This window comes from Pseudomonas sp. PDM13, assembly GCF_025685765.1.
In the GTDB taxonomy this organism is placed as follows: domain Bacteria; phylum Pseudomonadota; class Gammaproteobacteria; order Pseudomonadales; family Pseudomonadaceae; genus Metapseudomonas; species Metapseudomonas solani.
In genome coordinates this window covers 179,235-199,047 of the sequence record NZ_JAOTQU010000004.1, presented here as the reverse complement: position 1 = coordinate 199,047, position 19,813 = coordinate 179,235, and the positions used below count along the sequence as shown (strand labels likewise).

16 protein-coding genes are annotated in these 19,813 nt (G+C 66.8%); 6 read left to right on the top strand and 10 right to left on the bottom strand.

Features of this window, described 5'->3' with window-relative positions; all coding sequences use genetic code 11:
- Positions 1-26 precede the first annotated feature (26 nt).
- Positions 27-677: a hypothetical protein gene (locus OEJ36_RS06355; RefSeq protein WP_021221787.1), complete on the bottom strand. Its 651-nt coding sequence runs from the start codon at positions 675-677 to the stop codon at positions 27-29.
- 99 nt (positions 678-776) lie between these two features.
- Between OEJ36_RS06355 and OEJ36_RS06350 the strand changes: the two genes are divergently transcribed.
- Entirely contained in the window at positions 777-1,553 is a 777-nt protein-coding gene (locus tag OEJ36_RS06350; RefSeq protein WP_021221788.1) for a TSUP family transporter, read from the top strand.
- Here OEJ36_RS06350 and nudC read toward each other — a convergent pair.
- From nudC to OEJ36_RS06310, 8 genes are all read right to left on the bottom strand, one after another.
- Positions 1,530-2,363, bottom strand: coding sequence for an NAD(+) diphosphatase (nudC, locus tag OEJ36_RS06345; protein ID WP_021221789.1), 834 nt, complete (start codon positions 2,361-2,363; stop codon positions 1,530-1,532). The genes OEJ36_RS06350 and nudC overlap by 24 nt on opposite strands.
- Positions 2,363-4,042, bottom strand: coding sequence for a hypothetical protein (locus OEJ36_RS06340; RefSeq protein WP_043243318.1), 1,680 nt, complete (start codon positions 4,040-4,042; stop codon positions 2,363-2,365). The genes nudC and OEJ36_RS06340 overlap by 1 nt, the downstream gene beginning before the upstream one ends.
- Before the next feature lie 39 nt (positions 4,043-4,081).
- Positions 4,082-4,894, bottom strand: a complete 813-nt coding sequence (locus OEJ36_RS06335) for a crotonase/enoyl-CoA hydratase family protein (RefSeq protein ID WP_021221791.1) — start codon at positions 4,892-4,894, stop codon at positions 4,082-4,084.
- A gap of 150 nt (positions 4,895-5,044) precedes the next feature.
- The gene (locus OEJ36_RS06330) at positions 5,045-6,406 is read right to left on the bottom strand and encodes an amino acid permease (protein WP_263400796.1); all 1,362 of its coding nucleotides are present in this window, start codon (positions 6,404-6,406) and stop codon (positions 5,045-5,047) included.
- A 15-nt stretch (positions 6,407-6,421) separates the two neighbouring features.
- Entirely contained in the window at positions 6,422-8,677 is a 2,256-nt protein-coding gene (locus OEJ36_RS06325; RefSeq protein ID WP_263400795.1) for an arginine/lysine/ornithine decarboxylase, read from the bottom strand.
- 126 nt (positions 8,678-8,803) lie between these two features.
- Positions 8,804-9,544 carry a DNA polymerase III subunit epsilon gene (gene dnaQ / locus OEJ36_RS06320; protein WP_021221794.1) on the bottom strand — a complete coding sequence of 247 codons (741 nt, stop codon included), beginning with the start codon at positions 9,542-9,544 and terminating at the stop codon, positions 8,804-8,806.
- Positions 9,545-9,603: 59 nt separating this feature from the next.
- Positions 9,604-10,029, bottom strand: a complete 426-nt coding sequence (rnhA, locus tag OEJ36_RS06315) for a ribonuclease HI (RefSeq protein WP_371877105.1) — start codon at positions 10,027-10,029, stop codon at positions 9,604-9,606.
- An 18-nt stretch (positions 10,030-10,047) separates the two neighbouring features.
- The gene (locus OEJ36_RS06310; RefSeq protein ID WP_031288618.1) at positions 10,048-10,812 is read right to left on the bottom strand and encodes a methyltransferase domain-containing protein; all 765 of its coding nucleotides are present in this window, start codon (positions 10,810-10,812) and stop codon (positions 10,048-10,050) included.
- 60 nt (positions 10,813-10,872) lie between these two features.
- Here OEJ36_RS06310 and gloB point away from each other — a divergent pair, with 60 nt between their 5' ends.
- Together gloB and OEJ36_RS06300 are read left to right on the top strand one after the other, a co-directional pair.
- On the top strand, positions 10,873-11,652 hold the full coding sequence (gene gloB, locus OEJ36_RS06305) for a hydroxyacylglutathione hydrolase (RefSeq protein ID WP_263400794.1): 780 nt from the start codon (positions 10,873-10,875) through the stop codon (positions 11,650-11,652).
- A gap of 100 nt (positions 11,653-11,752) precedes the next feature.
- Positions 11,753-13,351: a lytic transglycosylase domain-containing protein gene (locus OEJ36_RS06300; RefSeq protein ID WP_263400793.1), complete on the top strand. Its 1,599-nt coding sequence runs from the start codon at positions 11,753-11,755 to the stop codon at positions 13,349-13,351.
- On the opposite strand, the gene OEJ36_RS06295 is transcribed toward OEJ36_RS06300, so the two are convergent.
- Complete coding sequence (locus tag OEJ36_RS06295) at positions 13,339-14,790, bottom strand: HDOD domain-containing protein (protein ID WP_263400792.1); 1,452 nt, start codon at positions 14,788-14,790, stop codon at positions 13,339-13,341. The genes OEJ36_RS06300 and OEJ36_RS06295 overlap by 13 nt on opposite strands.
- Before the next feature lie 240 nt (positions 14,791-15,030).
- Between OEJ36_RS06295 and OEJ36_RS06290 the strand changes: the two genes are divergently transcribed.
- Genes OEJ36_RS06290 through OEJ36_RS06280 form a run of 3 tightly spaced genes read left to right on the top strand, consistent with a single transcriptional unit; the run spans position 15,031 to position 19,813 of the window.
- Complete coding sequence (locus OEJ36_RS06290) at positions 15,031-16,860, top strand: extracellular solute-binding protein (RefSeq protein WP_263400791.1); 1,830 nt, start codon at positions 15,031-15,033, stop codon at positions 16,858-16,860.
- Entirely contained in the window at positions 16,857-18,728 is a 1,872-nt protein-coding gene (locus OEJ36_RS06285) for an extracellular solute-binding protein (protein ID WP_263400790.1), read from the top strand. Before OEJ36_RS06290 ends, OEJ36_RS06285 begins: the two co-directional genes overlap by 4 nt.
- A complete protein-coding gene (locus OEJ36_RS06280) occupies positions 18,728-19,813 on the top strand; it encodes a microcin C ABC transporter permease YejB (protein WP_263400789.1) in 1,086 nt (361 codons plus the stop codon). Before OEJ36_RS06285 ends, OEJ36_RS06280 begins: the two co-directional genes overlap by 1 nt.

Here is a 19,813-nt window from a genome sequence, read left to right as displayed (position 1 = left end):
GCTGCGCTCGGCGCGACCCTACGCGATCAGCGCCAGTCCTTGAGCGCCTGGGTGGCGACCGGGTTGAGCGGCTGGGCCAGCAGGCCGGTGGGCGAGAGGCTGACGGAGTAGACCGCGCCGTCGGCCATGGGCAGGTAGGTCACCCGCTGCGCCTGGGGGTCGAACAGGAACAGGTCGCGCTGGTTGAGCCGCAGCCAGCGCCACAGGTCGATGCCATAGGGGCTGGCGGCCAGCTCGGCCTCGGCGTGCTGGGCCAGTTGCTGCTCCTCGATGGCGAGGAAGCGCCCGGAAAGCTTCTCCAGGCGGTAGCCCGGCTGCAGGCCGATCAGTTCGGCCAGGCCCTTGAGGCGGAAGATCCGCGCATCCAGCTGCCACAGGTCGCCATCCAGCAATACCGTGCGCTCGTTGCCGCCTTCGAGCAGGGTCACTTCGTAGCGCTGCGGGCCCAGGGCCTTGAAGTTGAGGGTGACGATGGGCTTGTCGGGGTGCAGGGGCTCGTAGCGGGTCAGGTCCCAGGCCACGGTGCCCACCAGCAGCGCCAGGGCGAGGAAGCCCAGGCCGAGGGTGCCGCGCAGCCAACCGAGGAACCAACTGCGATCGAAGAGGATGCGCGCGGCCACAACCGCGGCAAGCAGAGCCAGCAGGGCGATGCCCCAGGCCAGGCCGTCATACTGCATGGAACCCTTTCCTTCTGTGCAAAATAGCCGGCATTATGCGGACCTCCCGGCGCAGCGACCAGTTGCCGCGCTGCGCAATCGGACACAGATCGAGCATTTATGCCCTTCCCTCTCGACTTCGCCGTCGACCCCGTCACCCTTCTGGTGCTGGCGGCGGTCGCGTTCCTCGCCGGTTTCATCGACGCCATCGCCGGCGGTGGTGGCCTGCTGACCATCCCCGCCCTGCTCACCGCCGGGCTGCCGCCGCACCTGGTGCTGGGCACCAACAAGCTGTGCGCCACCTTTGGCTCGGCCACCGCCAGCTACACCTTCTACCGACGCAAGCTGTTCGAGCCGGCCAAGTGGCGCAGCGCGCTGATCGCCACCGCCCTGGGCGCGGCCATAGGCGCGGTGATCGCCCACTGGCTGCCGGCCCACTGGCTGAACCAGATGCTCCCCGCCGTGGTGTTCGGCTGCGGCCTGTACCTGCTGTTCGGCAAGGTGCCGGATGCCCAGCACGCCGTCGACGCGCCCATTCCCCGTGGACGCCAATGGCCCCAGGGCTTGGGCCTGGGTTTCTACGACGGCGTCGCCGGCCCAGGCACCGGCGCCTTCTGGACCGTCAGCAGCCTGCTGATGTATCCCCTCGACCTGGTGCGTGCCAGCGGCGTGGCGCGGACGATGAACTTCGTCAGCAACGGCGTCGCCCTCGCGGTCTTCGTGGTGGGTGGCCAGGTGGCCTGGCTGCTGGGCATCTGCATGGGCATCGCGCTGATGGCGGGCGCCTTCCTCGGCGCGCGCACGGCCATCAGCGGCGGGGCGAAGTTCATCCGCCCGGTATTCATCTGCGTGGTGTTGGCGCTGACCGCGCGGCTAGCCTGGCAGCACTGGTTCTGAGTGACCCAGGCGGCGCGCCAGGTAGAGGTCGATCAGGTAGCGCGCGATGGACTTGCTCGCCGGCAGCGGCGGCAGGTCGTGGATGGAGAACCACTGGGCGTCTTCGATCTCGCCCGGCTGCGGGACGATATCGCCGCTGACGTATTCGGCGTGGAAGCCGAGCATCAGCGAATGGGGGAAGGGCCAGTTCTGGCTGGCGATGTACTGCGGCATGGCGATTTCCACGCCGACTTCCTCGCGCACTTCGCGCGCCACGCACTGCTCCACCGACTCGCCCGGCTCGACGAAGCCGGCCAGGGTGCTGTAGACGCCGCTGACGAAGCGCGGCGAGCGCGCCAGCAGCAGCTCGTCACCGCGGGTCACCAGCACGATCATGCTCGGCGACAGACGCGGGTAATGGTGCACGCCGCAGCTTTCGCAGTGCATGGCCCGCTCACCGGCGACCTGGCGCATGCGCGCGCCACAGCTGCCGCAGAAGCGTTGCTGGTCAGCCCAGGTGCCGATCTGGGTGGCGAAGCCGAGCATGCGGAAGGTGTCCGGGTCGCCCTGCATCATCAATTGGCGCAAGCCGACCCAGGCGCTGCCGGGCACATCGGCGGTGCTCGCCAGTTCCAGCAGGTAGATTTCATCGCCATCGAAGTGGCCGATGCCGTGTTCGGAGAGGATCGGCAGGTCCTGGCGCTTCAGCCATTCCCGGGGGAACAGCACGCCATTGCCATCGGCCAGGAACTGCTGGCGGCAGTGGGCCAGGGCCCAGCCACCGGCGCGGCTAGCATCGAGCAAGCTGGGCTGCCAGCGTTCGTTGGCCATCAGGCCGCCACCGACAGGCCCAGTGCGCGGACGCTTTCAGCGGCCAGGTCGAGCACGCTCGGCTGGGCATCGGGGCGCAGCACGCCGCCGCCTTCGAGGTAGTACTCGAGGCTGGTGAGGGCGTCGGCCAGGGTTTCCAGCAGTTGCTCGGAGGGCATCTGCGGCGCTTCGATCATGTCTTTCTGGATGAAGTCGCCACAGGCACCCACCAGCACCGCCGCGCGTTCCTGGCCGAGGAACCAGAGGCCGCCACGCACGGCTTGCAGGGTCAGGGGCACGTTGGCCAGGTGCAGCTTGTCGCCATTGGATTCGAGGTACGCGGTGATGGCGCGCTTGGCCATGGCCAGGCCGGCCTGGGCTTCGTCGATCACCACGATGCGCGCTTCGGTCAGCTGGTGCTGGGCGAAGGATTCCGATTCGGTCATCGCCTGGGCCGCCGCCTGGCGGTTCTCGCGACGCTCGCCACGCTCGAGGTCGGCCACCATGCTTTCGACATAGAGCACGGCATCGGCCAGCTTGTGCAGGGATTCGGGGGCGGCCGGCGATTGCTCGCTCCAGCCGGCGACCACCGGCAGCTGCGCATGCAGGGCGTTGGCGGCGGAGGTCTGGCCGACCATGCCGAGGGTCTTGGCCAACTTGCCCAGCAGGGCGTGCAGGCTGCCGAAGCTTTCCACCTGGGCGGTGCCGCGCTCGATCAGGTCGAGCACGTCCTTGACGCTGGCCAGCTCCTCGCGGATGGCCGAGGACAGGGAACGCATCACGGCCTGGCCCGGGCCGGCCAGACGCTGGTATTCCTCTTCCAGCAGGTGGTCGGTGAAGGGCAGCGCGGTCATGCCGAAGACGCTACGCAGCTCACTGGCACGCGGCCCCTGGCTATCGGCCAGGGCGACGAGGTAGAGCAGTTCCTTTTGCAGGTTGCGCGGCGCTTCGTAGAGTTCATTGGCGAGCAGTTGCTTGAGCTCGCGGTCGATGCGCGAGAACAGCTGCTTGCGCGCCTTGCGCGGCAGCAGCTGGCCGTCCAGCACCGCTTCCACGGCGGCGGCGCCGATCCAGCACAGGCGCGCACGGGGGTCGATGGCGTAGAGGCTGTCGAGGCGACCGAGGGCACGCCCCATCAGCTTGAGGCTGGCCTGGGGGTTCTGCTCGCGGATGAAGCCCAGCAGGCCCACCTGGTACATCTGCCGCAGGCGACGGGCCAGGAGGTCCTGGGCACCGGTCTCGGGGAGGTTGGCGGCAGCGGGCACGCGCGCCTGGTCCAGGCGCACGCTGAAGAAGAAGCTTTCCGGCAGGGCCGGCTGGTTGGCGGCCTGGCGCAGGTCGTTGATCGCCGGCAGCAACAGCTCGGGCATTTCCTGGCGGTGGGCGTCGACGTTTTCCAGATAGCGGCGCAGCACGTAAAGCGCATTGGCGAGCGCGGCCAGCTGGCTGTCGCGCTCTTCACCAGCCCCGGCCGGGATGTCGGTCGCCTGGTCCAGGACTTCCTGGGCCAGCAGCTCGGCGCCGGTGAGTTCGATGAGGTTGAGGGTGCCGCGCACCTGCTGCAGGCTTTCCACAGCCTGTTGCAGCAGGCTGCCGTTCTCGCGTTCGACGATGAACTGCTCGAGGCTCTGTTCGGCCTGTTCGATAGTGGCGAACAGCTCGTCGCGCACCAGGCTCAGGGAAGTGGCTCCAGTGACCATGCGTCTAGCGCGCCTCCCGCGCGGAGTTCTCGTACAGCATCAGTCGGCGAATTCCGGCTTTTGTTTGTTCATATGGGCGGCCATGGCCACACGCAGGTCGGCGGACTGCAGCATCGCTGCGTTCCAGGTGGCGATGTATTCCAGGCCATCGTCCACGCGGTGGTCGCGCATGTAGCGAATCATTTCCTTGGTACCGCGCACGGCGACCGGCGACTTGGCGGCGATCTCGCGCGCCAGGGCGAAGACGCCTTCCAGCAGCGCATCACGGTCGGCGTAGGTGCGGTTGACCAGGCCGATGGCGCGGGCTTCCTCGCCATCGATGGTGCGACCGGTGAAGGCCAGCTCACGCATCATGCCGTCGCCGATGATGCGCGGCAGGCGTTGCAGGGTGCCGACGTCAGCGGCCATGCCGATGTCGATCTCCTTGATGGAGAACTGCGCATCGGGGGTGGCGTAACGCATGTCGCAGGCGGAGATCAGGTCGATGGCACCGCCCAGGCAATAGCCCTGGATGGCGGCGAGCACCGGCTTGCTGCAGTTGTCCACGGCATTGAACGAGGCCTGCAGCTCGAGGATCTTGCGGCGCAGGGTCTGGGCGTTGCGGCCCACGTCCTTGCCCAGCTGGGTGCCGACCGAAGCCAGCAGCATCAGGTCGATGCCCGAGGAGAAGTGCTTGCCGGCGCCGGACAGCACCACCACGCGGACTTCATCGGTTTCGTCGATCCAACGGAAGATATCGATGATTTCCGTCCAGAAATCGGCGTTCATCGCGTTGATCTTTTCGGGGCGATTGATCTCGACGTGGGCAATCTTGTCTGTCAGTTCTACACGAAAAGCTTTGTAGTCGGACACCGTCGCGATCCTCGCCAGTTCTGCTGCTGGCATGCGTGAAAATTCTTGGGGAATAAACCCCGCAACTATAACAAGCGCGGGTGAAAAGTCGAAGACGGCCTCTGTGATGCAGGACACGCCATGGCAGATAGAAGCCGCTTGCAACGGGGCTCAGAGGCGCGTGGCCAGGGCATCCCGGTGCACCCGGTTGCGCCATTGCCGCCAGGTGTAGAGCGGGATGCCGGCCATGAGCACGAGGAAGCCCCAGAAGATCGCCTGCTCGCCGGTGCCGTACAGCGCCCAGATCGAGTAGATGAAGCCGAGCACGCCGATGGCCACCAGCCGGCCGCGCTCGCGCGCGGAGAAATCCCCCGGCTGCACCGCCAGTTGCTGCAGCAACGCGGCGGTGCAGAAGGCATAGGGCACGACGCCGGTCATGGTGCCGAGCAGGATGATCACGTTGAACACGTCCACCAGGTCGCCACGCCCGTCCACCAGCACCAGCGCGGTGACCAGGACGCCGGAAATCAGCAGGCCGTTGGCCGGCACATCGTATTTGTTGGTCTTGGCCAGGGATTCGGGCAGCAGCCCGTCGCGTGCGGTGGCCATGGGGATCTGCCCCTGCAGCAGCACCCAGCCGTTGAGCGCGCCCAGGCAGGCGATCACCGCGCCGGCCGCCACCAGGTGGTAGCCCCAGTCGCCGATGAGCACCCGCGCCGCATCGGCGAAGGGCGCGGTGGAGCGCATCAGCACCTCGGGCGGCAGCACGCCCTGCACCGCCGTGATGGAGAGGATGTAGACGGCGGCGGCGACCAGGGTGCCGAACACCGTGGCGCGGGGAATGGTGCGCTTGGGGTCGCGCACGTGGTCCGCCGGCACGGTCGCCGACTCCAGGCCGATGAAGGACCAGAGCGTCAGCGCCGCCGTGGTAGCGATGGCCTTGGCATAGCCGCCGGAGCCGGGCGGCAGCTCGCTGACCTCGGGGATGCGCAGGTATTCCGGGTGGAAGGAGAACCAGCCGAGGATGCCCACCAGCAGCAGCGGGATCAGCTTGAGAGCGGTGAGGATGTTCTGCGCCAGGCCGAAGGCGCCGATGCCACGCAGGTTGATCAGGGTGCACAGCCAGATGGCGCCGATGGCGGTGGTCACCGTCAGCACCGGGTCGCGCAGGGCGGGGAAGAACACCTGCAGGTAGCCCACCAGGGTCACCGAGATGGCGGCGTTGCCGATCCACGCGGCCTTCCAGTAGGTCCAGGCGCAGAGGTAGCCGGCAAAGGCGCCGAAGCCGTCACGGGTATAGGCGTAGGGCCCGCCGGCTGCGGGGTTGAGCCGGGCCAGGCGGGCGAAGGTCAGCGCCAGGATCACCGCCCCGGTGCTGGAGATGAGCCAGCCGAACAGGCTCAGCCCGCCATAGGCGGCGAGGCTGGAGGGCAGCAGGAAGACCCCCGAGCCGATCATGTTGCCCACCACCAGCGCGGTGCAGGTCCAGAACCCCATGGTGCCGGACCTGCCCGCCGGTTTCTGCTCGCTCATCGCGCCCCCGGCTCGTCACTCCCTTATGCAATCAACGGTATAGCAGCGCCCCGTTGGGCTGTCGTCGTGCTGCAGGCCGTGGACATCGGAATCGAAGCCGGGGAAGGCGCTGTCGAAGGTCCGGGCGAAGGCCAGGTAGTCGATGATCGAGCGGGTCTGTGCGGTGAAACGCTCCCCCGGCATGATCAGCGGGATGCCCGGCGGGTACGGCACCAGCATCACCGCGGCGATGCGCCCTTGCAGCTGCTCGATGGGCACCGCCTCGACCTCGCCGCGCACCAGCTTGTCATAGGCCTCCGACGGCTTGATGGCCAGCTCCGGCAGCGCGGTGTACATGCGCCGCATGGCCTTGGCCGTGGCGTTGTCGCGGTAGCAGGCGTGCAGCTGGTCGCAGAGGTCACGCAGGCCCAGCCCCTGGTAGCGGGCGGCATCGGCCCGGGCCACCGAGGGCAGCGCATTGGTCAGCGGGGCGTTGGCGTCGTAGGAGCGCTTGAACTCCAGCAGCTCGGTGAGCAGGGTGCTCCATTTACCCTTGGTGATGCCCATGGAGAACAGCACGAGGAAGGAGTAGAGACCGGTCTTCTCCACCACCAGGCCACGCTCCCAGAGGAACTTGCCGACCACCGCCGCCGGGATGCCCTGCTCGCCGAGCTTGCCGTCGGCACTGAGCCCGGGGGTGACCAGGGTGACCTTGATCGGGTCGAGCAGCACGTAGTCGTCCGCCACCTCGCCGAAGCCGTGCCAGTCGGCGCCGGGCTCCAGCACCCAGTCGCCGGTGGCCACCGCCTCGGCGCCTTCCACCTGGGGCGGCTCCCAGATATCGAACCACCAGTCCTTGGCATCCAGGGTCTGCCAGACGTTGGCCAGGGCACGGCGGAAGCTCAGGGCCTCGTCGAAGGTTTCCTGGATCAGCGAGCGGCCGGCGGGGCCTTCCATCATCGCCGAGGCGACGTCCAGCGAGGCGATGATGCCGTACTGGGGCGAAGTGGAGATGTGCATCATGAACGCCTCGTTGAAGCGGTCACGGTCCAGCTGGCGGGCGCCGCCGTCCTGCACATGGATCATCGAGGCCTGGCTGAAGGCCGCCAGCAGCTTGTGGGTGGAATGGGTGGTGAACACCAGCGGGCCTTCCTCGCTGCGCGCCGTGCCCATGCCGTAGCGGCCGTCGTAGAACTCGTGGAAGGCGGCGTAGGCGTACCAGGCCTCGTCGAAGTGCAGCACCTCAACGGTGTCGCCCAGCGCCTGCTTGATCAGCTCGGCGTTGTAGCAGAGGCCGTCGTAGGTGGAGTTGGTCACCACCGCCAGCTTGACCTTGGGCGCGCGGCCCCGGGCCAGTGGGCTGGCGTCGATCTTGGCCTGGATGGATTCGCGGCTGAACTCGCTCAGGGGGATGGGCCCGATGATGCCCAGTTCGTTGCGCTCGGGGCTCAGGTAGAGCGGGATGGCGCCGGTCATGATGATCGAGTGGAGGATCGACTTGTGGCAGTTGCGGTCCACCAGCACCAGGTCGTCGCGGGCGACCATGGAGTGCCAGACGATCTTGTTCGCGGTAGAGGTGCCGTTGATCACGAAGAAGGTGTGGTCGGCGCCGAAGTTGCGCGCGGCGCGGGCCTCGGCTTCGGCCAGGGGGCCGGTGTGGTCCAGCAGCGAGCCCAGCTCGGGCACCGAGACGGAGAGGTCCGAACGCAGGGTGTTTTCGCCGAAGAACTGGTGGAAGGCCTGCCCCACCGGGCTCTTGCGGTAGGCGACGCCACCACCGTGGCCGGGCGTGTGCCAGGAGTAGTTGGATTGCGCGGTGTGTTCCACCAGGGCGCGGAAGAACGGCGGCAGCAGGCCTTCGAGGTAGTTGCGCGCGGCGCGGGCGACCTGGCGGGCGAGGAAGGGCACGGTGTCTTCGAAGAGGTAGAGCAGGCCCCGCAGCTGGTTGAGGTCGGCCATGGCTTCGGCCGGGGCGTTCTCGATGGTCACCTGTTCGCCCAGGGCGAAGATCGGCAGTTGCGGCGCGCGCACCCGGGCCACGCGGATCAGCTCGACCACGTCCTGCAGCAGGCGCTGGTTCTCGCCTGCCCCTTCGGCGGCGACGAGGATGCAGGCCAGGCCGTGGTGGGTGGAGGCGACGATGCGGCCTTCGGCGGAACTGGCGGTGGAGAGGATGACGAAACCGTCCTGCTCCAGTTCGCGGGCGATGCCGCGCACGCGATCACCGGCGACCGTATCGGCCTTGATGTCGCGGTGGACGATGAGGATGGGGAACTTCAGGTCTTTGTACATGCAGGCTTCCCGAGGGCGGCGGGGTCGGTCCCGCCTGTGCCCTCAGGGTAGAAGCTCACCGGAGTCGACGGAACCCCGGTTGCCCCAGCCTGTACGAAAAGGTCGCGCCCCTGGAATTCGACCGACTCAGGCTTCCGGCGTGGCCGGTTGCTCCATCTGCACCCAGAGCGCCGGGGCGCCGGCGGACTTCTCGATCACGCCCATGCGCACCTTGTGGGCTGCGATCTCTTCCTCGGTTGCGAGGAGCACGCGGCCCGGTGCACGGCCGCTGATGCGACGGATGGGGCTGGCCACGGGGCGGCCACCGCCATCGTCGGCACCCTCGCCCGCCAGGGACAGGTTGGTCTGGCCACCGGTCATCGCCAGGTAGACGTCGGCGAGGATCTCGGCGTCGAGCAGTGCGCCGTGGAGGTCGCGGCCGGAGTTGTCGACGTCGTAGCGCTTGCACAGGGCGTCCAGGCTGTTGCGCTGGCCCGGGTGGCGCTCGCGGGCCATCATCAGGGTGTCGAGTACGCCGCAATGTTCGGCGATGTCGGAGCGATCGCTCTGGCCCAGCAGGGCGAACTCGTTGTTGATGAAGCCGATGTCGAACGCCGCGTTGTGGATGATCAGCTCGGCGCCCTTGATGAATTCGAAGAATTCGTCGGCGATGTCCTTGAAGCGCGGCTTGCCCACCAGGAATTCATTGGTGATGCCGTGGACCGCGATGGCGCCCTCGTCCACTTCACGATCGGGCTGCAGGTAATAGTGGAAGTGACGCCCCGTGAGGCGGCGGCCATCCAGCTCGACGCAGCCGATCTCGATGATGCGGTGAGCATCGGTCACCGGCATGCCGGTGGTTTCGGTATCCAGTACTACATAACGCATGTTCGGGCCCGTGAATGAGTGGCTCTATATATAGAAGGAAGAACGCCGCAGGCGGCATTCTAGCGGGCGTTCAGCTCACTGACACCCCGGTTGGCCAACTGGTCGGCGCGCTCGTTGCCCGGGTGACCGGTATGGCCGCGGACCCACTGCCATTCCACTTCGTGGCGGTTCACCTGCTCGTCGAGCATCTGCCACAGGTCGGCGTTCTTCACCGGCTGCTTGGCGGCGGTCTTCCAACCGCGCTTCTTCCAGTTGGGCATCCATTCGCGGATGCCGCGCATCACGTACTCGGAGTCGGTCACCAGGCGCACCTTGCACGACCGCTTGAGCTCGGCCAGGCCACTGATGGCGGCCATCAGCTCCATGCGGTTGTTGGTGGTATCGCGTTCGCCGCCCCAGAGCTCGCGCTCGACGCCCTTGTAGACGAGCAATACGCCCCAGCCACCGGGACCGGGGTTACCCTTGCAGGCGCCGTCGGTGTACATCTCGACTTGATCGGTCACTTAAGCCTCGTGTTTCGAATCGCGCCGGCTGACCTTGGCCACCGGCATCGGCACCAGCTTGCCCATGGGCTCGCGTCGGGCCGGACGCAGCGGGCGCAGGCCGACCACCAGCTTGCGCGCCACCAATAGATAGAAGCCGGCACCGAACCATTGCCCGGCACCGCCCCACCGCTCCAGCCGTGCCAGGCGCGTTTGCCAGGCTGCCGAAGCGAGCGGCGGACGATAGCACCCGAAGCGGCGTTTCTCCAGCGCGAAGCCCAGCAGGTTGAGCCAGTCGGCAACCCGTGTCGGCGAGATGCAGCGGGCCTTGCCCAGGGCATCACCGGCAAAGTAATGACGCAGGCCCCAGGGGCTCCAGGGGTTGACCCCGACGATCAGCAGGTGCCCGCCGGGCCGCACGCTGCGCGCGGCTTCACGCAGCAGGCCATGGGGCGACAGACAGAAGTCCAGCCCGTGCTGCAGCACCACCACATCGGCGGCGTGCTCGCTGAGCGGCCAGGCATTTTCCTCGCAGACGATCTCGACGCCGGACAGCGGCGCGCCCAGGTGCACGCTGCGCTGGATCTGCTTCGCGCCCGGCGGCAGCTCGGCGCGCGGGCCGTAGTGCACCAGGTAGCCACCGAAGTAGCGCGCCAGTTCGTCCTCCAGCAGGCGCTGCTCCTCGAACAGCATCAGGCCACCGAGCGGCCCTTCGAACCAGGCGCGGGCATCGTCGATAAGCTCGATCCAGGCAGGATCGGCCTGGGCGAAGGCTTGCTCGGTCATGGAAATCTCCTGCATGGGAGCCCTAAGATGCTCCTTTGCGTACTGATTGGCGACCGGATCATGATACAGATCGACCCCTTGCGTGCCTTCTCCGACAACTACATCTGGCTGTTGCAGGATGCGACCGAACGCCGCTGCGCCGTGGTCGACCCGGGCGATGCGACGCCGGTGCTGGCCTGGCTCGACGCCCACCCCGGCTGGACCCTGTCGGACATCCTCATCACCCACCACCACGCCGACCACGTCGGTGGCGTCGAGCGCATCAAGGCCGCCACCGGCGCCCGGGTGCTCGGCCCGGCCAACGAGCGCATCCCCGGCCGCGACCTGGCCCTGGATGAAGGCGACGAGGTGCAGGTGCTGGGCCTGTCGTTCCGCGTCATCCATGTGCCCGGCCACACCCTGGGCCACATCGCCTTCTTCCACGCCGACGCCAGCCGCCCCCTGCTGTTCAGCGGCGACACGCTGTTCGCCGCCGGCTGCGGGCGCATGTTCGAAGGCAACCCGGTGGACATGCAGGCCGCCCTCGCCCGCCTTGCCGCGCTGCCCGTGGAGACCCTGGTCTACTGCGCCCACGAATACACCCTGAGCAACCTGCGCTTCGCCCGCGCCGTGGAGCCCGACAACGCCGACATCGCCCAGCGCTTCGAGGCTGTCACCCGGCTGCGCGAGCAGGACGGCATCAGCCTGCCTTCGACCATCGGCCTGGAACGCCTGACCAACCCCTTCCTGCGGGTGAATGAAACATCCGTAAAAGAAATAGCCGACAAGCGGGCCGGCAGCCATAACCCCGCACCCGCACAGGTTTTTGCCGTCCTCCGGGCATGGAAAGACGGCTTCTGAAACCCCTCCCAGGTCACAGTTGAGCTGGTGAAAACTTGACCACTCCCGGGTCGGTTCCTAGAATCGCCCGACCTTTTTGCCCGGAAAAGCACCCTGACCAATGCCGTCCAAGTCGTACCAAACCCTTGATCTAGACGCATTGGTTCGAGCCTCCCGGGTGCTCGTGCTGATGTGTGCCGCTGCGCTGGCGGGCTGCCAGAGCGCCGTTCACAAGCCCGAGGACGCGGGCCAGGACACCGACCTTGCCGTCGGCATGCAACAACAGACCCAGTGGCTGGAAGAAGTACCGGCCGAAGTGCGCGAACCCCAGGACATCTGGGAGCGCATGCGCAAGGGCTTCGCCCTGCAGGACGAGATCGGCGTCAACCCGCGCATCGAGCAGCAGCGCCTGTGGTTCGTCAGCAACCCCTCCTTCGTCGAGAACGCCAGCCAACGCGGCAGCCTCTATATCCACTACATCGTCGAGCGTCTCGAAGAGCGCAAGATGCCGCTGGAACTGGCCCTGTTGCCGGTGATCGAGAGCGCCTACAACCCCTTCGCCTACTCCCGCGCCGATGCCGTGGGCCTGTGGCAGTTCATCCCGTCCACCGGCCGCCACTTCAACCTGCGCCAGACCAGCTGGTACGACGGCCGCCGTGACATCACCGCCTCCACCAACGCGGCCATGGATTACCTCGGCCGCCTGCACGAGATGTTCAACGGCGACTGGCTGCTGGCCCTGGCCGCCTACAACGCCGGCGAAGGCACGGTGAGCCGCGCCATCGAGCGCAACCAGAAGCTGGGCCTGCCCACCGACTACTGGAACCTGCCGCTGCCCCAGGAAACCCGCGACTACGTGCCCAAGCTGCTGGCCCTGTCCCAGGTGGTGGGCGCGCCCGAAGCCTACGGTGTGAACCTCAGCCCCATCGCCAACGAGCCCTACTTCGAAGTGGTCGAGCTGAAGCAGCGCATGGACCTCTCCCGCGTGGCCGCCATGGCCCAGGTGGACGAGGACGAGCTGTACCAGCTCAACCCCGCCTTCAAGAAACGCATCACAGTGGATGGCCCGCAACAGCTGCTGGTGCCCACCGAGAAGGCCGAGCTGCTGGCCGCCAACCTGTCGCTGATGAAGCCCCAGGACCTGGTGGAATGGCAGGAGTACAAGGTGCGCAACGGCGACAGCCTGCACGGCATCGCCAACCGTTACCACGTGACGGTGAACACCCTGAAGGAGATCAACGGGCTTTCCGGCAACCACCTGCGCGTGGGCCAAGCCCTGAGCATCCCCGTGGAGCCGGGCGTCAAGCCGACCCAGCCGCTGTTCCAGAACCTGGCCCGTGCCGAGGAGCGCCCGAGCGCAACGGCCCGTACCTACAAGGTGAAGAGCGGCGACAACCTCTGGCAGATCGCCAAGCAGACCAAGGTCGACGTGAGTGATATCAAGCGCTGGAACCGCCTCTCCGGCAATTCGCTGAAGGTCGGCCAGAGCCTGGCCCTGCAGGCCCCCGGCCAGCCGAGCGCGAAAAGCACCGCGCGCATGGTGGCCGCGATCGACAAGCCCGGCCGTGATGCGGTGACCTACTACAAGGTCAAGGAAGGCGACTCGCTCTATGTGATCGCCAAGCGCTTCAAGGTCGAGATGAAGCACCTGCAGCGCTGGAACCCACGCAGCGGCCACGCCCTCAAGCCGGGCCAGACCCTCACGCTCTATCTGCCCTGACCCTTGCTCAGCGCCTCCAGGCAGCGCCCGGCCAGCTGGGCGAAGCGCTGGAAGGCGACGAACTGTTCATGCTTCAGGGCCCTGCCCGATAGCCGGCAGTCGGCGTAGATCACCCCGATCTCCCGGCTGCCCGCGCGCAGCGGCGCGACGAAGAACATGCCCTGGCCGAACCAGCGGCGCATGGGCTGGCTGACCAGCTCGTTGAGGCTGTAGCTCGCCGGAATCCCCATCCACAACGCCTCGCGACTGCGCAGCACGTAGCTGAACAGGTGCGGCTGCTCGGGCAACTCCGCCGGCAGCTCGAACTCGGTGAGCCAGTGCGCACTGCCCTCGCCCACCGCCCGCTTGGCGCGGAAGCGGGTCTGGCGGTCGGCGAGCACGGCGATCATCACCCGCTCCAGCCCGACGCCCTGGTGCAGGCCCTTGCACAGGGTGTCGAGAATCAGCCCGACATCGGCACTGCTCGACACCATCATCCCCAGGTCCTGCAGGGCTTGCTGCATCAACAGCAGGTCGGGCTGCAGCAGCCGCGCCTTGCGCTGGGCCTGCTGCTGCAACAGCAGTTCGGGGTCGGTGTTGGGGATCAGCGCGCAGAGCTTGCTGGCACCGAAGGTCGCCGCCACCTTCACCGCCTCGTCGGCGCTGGCCAGCACCTGCTGCATGGCCTCCTCGGGGGTGACGCCGATGAAGGTCGCCAACTGTTGCACCAGCTTGCCCATCTGTGCCGAATCCCAGCCTTCCAGGGCCGCCTCGCTGATGCGTACGCCGAGGTTCACGGCCTTCACCGACGGGTCGTTCTGCGCGCCGCCGCCCTGGGCCAGGGCGACGATCTCGCCGAGGTTCCAGCTCTTCACCAGACCGCCGCTGAGCTGGCGGAAGCTGGTGCCCAGCACCTGGCGCACCGCCTCGTCCTCATCGGCACCCGGCTGTGCCAGGGCACTGGCCAGCTCATCGGCCTGTTCGCCGCCGCAGCCCCAGAAGGCCAGCTCGCCCAGGTGGTAGAGCAAGGCGGCGATGAACACCTCTTCCTGGTCCCGGGTGAGCACGTAGCCGGCGATGTTGCGTGCCTGCACGGCGGCGTGGAAGGAACGCGCGAGCAGCTCCTGCAGCTGCTCGCGCGGTGCGCGGGTGAGCAGGCCGTCGATCAGCGACAGCGAGAGACCGATCAGCCGCACGTTGTCGAAGCCGATCAGCACGATGGCCCGCGAGATGGTGCGGATGGTCTCCTGGGAGGGGTTGTAATAAACGCTATTGCCGACCCGCAGCACCTTGGAGGTGAGCGCGGCGTCGCGCAAGAGCACGTCGGCCAACTGCTGGACCGACGCCTTGTCGTGTTGCGCCAGCTTGTGCAGGTCCTGCACCACCGCGGCGAGAGCGGGCAAATCCGCCTGATTGAGCCTGTCGATCCATGACTGCAAACCATGGCTACGTGAACCCAAGATAGGAACCCCTGCACGTTTTCCCGAAGTGTAGTCAAAATGCTGGCCATCCGGCCTGGGGCCAGCCCTTTTTCCAGTGGATACAAGCTGTTACTGTACCGGTCGAAACGCCCGCCCGCCGGCTCCCGCCGAGGGCCCAGAGAAGATGAAGCCGGCGGCTGGCCCGTCCGAGGTTCCCATGCCCTGCCAGGCTCACGACCCCACCCCAGACCACCCTGCCATGGACCGGACACACGCCTGATGCGTCGCCTCCTCCTCCTGCTGATCAGCCTGGCCGCCAGTGGCCCGGTGGCCGCGACCATCAGCGAGAGCCATGGCTATGCCCAGTTCGGCGCACTCAAGTACCCCGAGACCTTCAGCCACTTCGACTGGGTCAACCCCGATGCCCCCAAGGGCGGCACCCTGCGGGTGATGGCCTTCGGCACCTTCGACACCCTCAACCCCTACACCTTCAAGGGCAGCAGCCCGGTCTCCACGCCCAACTTCCTGCAGTATGGGGTGACCGAGCTGAACGAGCCGCTGATGGCCGGCACCGGCGCCTATGACCCCTCAGGCGACGAGCCGGCGTCCAGCTACGGGCTGATCGCCAGGAGCGTGGAGTACAGCGAGGACCGCAGCTGGGTGGTGTTCAACCTGCGCCCGGAAGCGCGCTTTCACGACGGCCAGCCGATCACCGCCTACGACGTCGCCTTCTCCTACCGCACCCTGGTGAGCAGCGGCCACCCGCAGTACCGCACCAGCCTGCAGGAAGTGCAGCGGGTCGATATCCTCAACCGCCACCGCATCCGCTTCGTGCTCAAGCGCGCGGGCAACCCGCTGCTGATCCTGCGCCTGGGCGAGATGCCGGTACTGCCGCAACACTATTGGAAGAACCGCGACTTCAAGGCCACCAGCTTCGATGTGCCCCTGGGCAGCGGCCCCTATCGCATCACCCAGGTACGCCCCGGGCGCGGGCTGGTGTTCGAACGGGTCAAGGACTGGTGGGGCGAGAAGCTGCCGGTGAACCGCGGCAAGTACAACTTCGACCGCGTCGAGGTGGAGTTCTACCGCGACAGCAACGTCGCCTTCGAAGCCTTCAAGGCCGGCGAGTTCGACTTCTACATCGAGCACCAGGCGAAGAACTGGGCCAACGGCTACCGCTTCCCGGCCATCGCCCGGGGCGACGTGATCCGCGCGGAGATCCCCCACCAGATTCCCACCCAGACCCAGGCGCTGTTCATGAACACCCGCCGCGCGACCTTCCAGGATCGCCGCGTGCGCGAGGCCATGGGCCTGATGTTCGATTTCGAGTGGACCAACCGTGCCCTGTTCAACAACGCCTATGCGCGGGCCCGCAGCTACTATCCCAACAGCGAATTCGAAGCCACCGGCAAACCCGAGGGCCAGGAGTGGCTGCTGCTTTCGCCCTACCGCGAGCAACTGCCGGCGAAGCAGTTCACCGAGCCCTTCAAGGTGCCGGAAACCGATGGCCGTGGCATTCCCAGGGAAACCCTGCGCCGTGCATTGGGTCTATTGGCCGACGCCGGCTGGAAGCTCTCCGGCCAGCGTCTGCTCAACAGCCGTGGCGAACCGCTGCGTTTCGAAATCCTGCTGGTCAATCCGAACCTTGAACGCATCCTCCAGCCCTACAGCGAAAACCTCGCCAGCATCGGCATCGACGTCACCCTGCGGACCGTCGACCGCGCCCAGTACAAGCAGCGCCTGGACCATTTCGACTACGACATGATCCTGATGACCCTGGCCCAGACCCTCAGCCCCGGACTGGAGCAGTCGCTCTACTTCCATTCCAGCCAAACCTCGGTGAAGGGCAGCAAGAACTACGCGGGCATCGCCGACCCGGTGGTGGACGCCATGGTCGAGAAGCTCCTCGGCGCCCAGACCCGCGACGAGCAGGTGGCCGCCGGCCGCGCCCTGGACCGCACGCTGCTCTGGCAGCACTACAGCATTACCAACTGGTACATCAACTACCACCGCCTGGCGTACCGCAACAGGTTCGCCTTCGTCACCACGCCGCCCTATACCCTGGGCCTGCGCGCCTGGTGGCTGAAGCCCACGGAGAAATCCCGATGAGCAAGACCCTGCGCTCCCTTTGCCTGAGCGGCTGCGGCGCATTGCTGCTGACCCTCGCCGGCATCGCCCATGCCGAGCCCCGGCACGCGATCACCCTCTACGACGAGGCGCCCAAGTACCCGGCCAACTTCAAGCACTTCAGCTGGGTGAACCCCGATGCGCCCAAGGGCGGCACCCTGCGCCTTTCCGGCTACGGCGGCTTCGACAGCCTCAACGACTTCATCCCCAAGGGCACCGCGGCGGGCCAGCTGGGGCTGATCTACGACTCGCTGACCTACCACTCCCCCGACGAGCCCTTCACCGAGTACGGGCTGCTCGCCGAGAAGATCGAGAAGGCGCCGGACAACAGCTACGTGCGCTTCTACCTGAACCCCAAGGCACGCTTCAACGACGGCACCCCGGTGACCTCGGACGACGTGGTGTTCACCTTCAACACCCTGGTCGAGCACGGCGACCCGATGTACCGCCACTACTATTCCGACGTGGCCCAGGTGGTGGCCGAGGACAAGCAGCGCGTGCGCTTCGACTTCAAGCACCCGGGCAACCGCGAGCTGCCGCTGATCCTCGGGCAGATCCAGGTGCTGCCCAAGCACTGGTGGGCCACCCGCGACTTCTCCAAGAACACCCTGGAACCGCCACTGGGCAGCGGCCCCTACCGCATCGCCAAGGTGGATGCCGGGCGGGCGATCCGCTTCGAGCGGGTCAAGGACTGGTGGGGCAAGGACCTGCCGGTGAACCGCGGCTACTACAACTTCGACGTCATCACCGTGGACTACTACCGCGACATGTCGGTGGCGCTGGAGGCCTTCAAGGCCGGCCAGTTCGACTTCAACCTCGAGTACTCCGCCAAGGACTGGGCCACCGGCTATGACAGCCCGGCCCTGCGTGCCGGCAAGATCATCAAGCAGGCCATCCCCAACCACAATCCGGTGGGCATGCAGGGCTTCGCCTTCAACATCCGTCGGCCGGTGTTCCAGGACCGCCGCGTGCGCGAGGCCATCGCCTCGCTGTTCGACTTCGAGTGGACCAACAAGCAGCTGTTCTTCAGCTCCTACAAGCGCACCGGCAGCTTCTTCGAGAACTCCGAGATGGCCGCCAAGGGGCTGCCCAGCGAGGCCGAGCTGAAGATCCTCGAACCGCTGCGCGGGCAGATCCCGGACGAGGTCTTCACCACCGAGTTCAAGCCGCCGGTGAGCGACGGCAGCGGCATCATCCGCGAGCAGAAGCGCCGCGCCTACAAGCTGCTGACCGACGCCGGCTACCGCATCGAGAACGACAAGATGGTCGGCCCCGACGGCAAGCCCCTGGCCTTCGAGATGATGATCGCCCAGGCCAACCTGGAACGGGTGATCCTGCCGTTCAAGCGCAACCTCTCCGAGCTGGGCATCGACCTGACCATCCGCCGCGTCGACGTCTCGCAGTACATGAACCGCCTGCGCTCGCGGGACTACGACATGGTCCCCGGTACCTGGGGCCAATCCAACTCGCCGGGCAACGAGCAGATGGAGTTCTGGCACTCGCGCAGCGCCGACAGCGCCGGCAGCCGCAACTTCATCGGCCTGCGCGACCCGGCCATCGACAAGCTGGTGGAGGGCCTGATCCGCGCCGACTCCCGCCAGAGCCTGATCGACCACTCCCGCGCCCTCGACCGGGTGCTGCTGTGGGGCAACTACGTGGTGCCCAACTACTACGTGGACACCTGGCGCGTGGCCTACTGGAACCAGTTCGACCGCCCCGCCACCACGCCGCTCTACGATTTCGGCATGCTCACCTGGTGGAAGAAACCCGACGCCAAGGCCGACGCCCCCGAGCAGGCCGACGCTGACGCCGCCCCGGCCGACACCGCACAGACCGAGGAAGCGCAGTAATGCTCGCCTACATCCTGCGGCGCCTGCTGCTGATCATCCCCACCCTGTTCGGCATCCTGCTGATCAACTTCATCATCATCCAGGCCGCGCCCGGCGGCCCGGTGGAGCAGATGATCGCCAAGCTGGAAGGCTTCGACGCGGCCGCCGGCGGGGCCACCGGGCGCATCTCCGGCGGTGGCGCCGAGGTCTCCGTGGCCGGCTCCAACTACCGCGGCGCCCAGGGCCTGGACCCAGAGCTGATCAAGGAAATCGAGAAGATGTACGGCTTCGACAAGCCGGCCCACGAACGCTTCTGGCTGATGATCAAGAACTACCTGCACTTCGACTTCGGCAACAGCTTCTTCCGCGACGCCAAGGTCACCGACCTGATCATCGAGAAGATGCCGGTGTCGATCTCCCTGGGGCTGTGGAGCACGCTGATCATGTACCTGGTCTCGGTGCCCCTGGGCATCGCCAAGGCGGTGCGCCACGACAACGCCTTCGACGTCTGGACCAGCACCGCGATCATCGTCGGCTACGCCATCCCCGCCTTCCTCTTCGCCATCCTGCTGATCGTGCTGTTCGCCGGCGGCAGCTACTACGACTGGTTCCCCCTGCGCGGGCTGACCTCCAACAACTTCGACGAGCTGAGCCTGGGCGGCAAGCTGCTGGACTACCTCTGGCACCTGGCGCTGCCGGTGCTGGCCCTGGTGATCGGCAACTTCGCCACCCTCACCTTCCTGACCAAGAACAGCTTCCTCGACGAGATCAACAAGCAGTACGTGATCACCGCCCGCGCCAAGGGCCTGTCGGAGAACCGCGTGCTCTACGGCCACGTGTTCCGCAACGCGATGCTGCTGATCATCGCCGGCTTCCCCGCCGCCTTCATCGGCATGTTCTTCACCGGCTCGCTGCTGATCGAGGTGATCTTCTCCCTCGATGGCCTCGGCCTGCTGAGCTTCGAATCGGCGCTGAACCGCGACTATCCCGTGGTGTTCGGCACCCTGTTCATCTTCACCCTGCTGGGACTGATCGTGAAACTGATCGGCGACATCACCTACACCCTGGTCGATCCGCGCATCGACTTCGAAAGCCGGGAGGGCTGA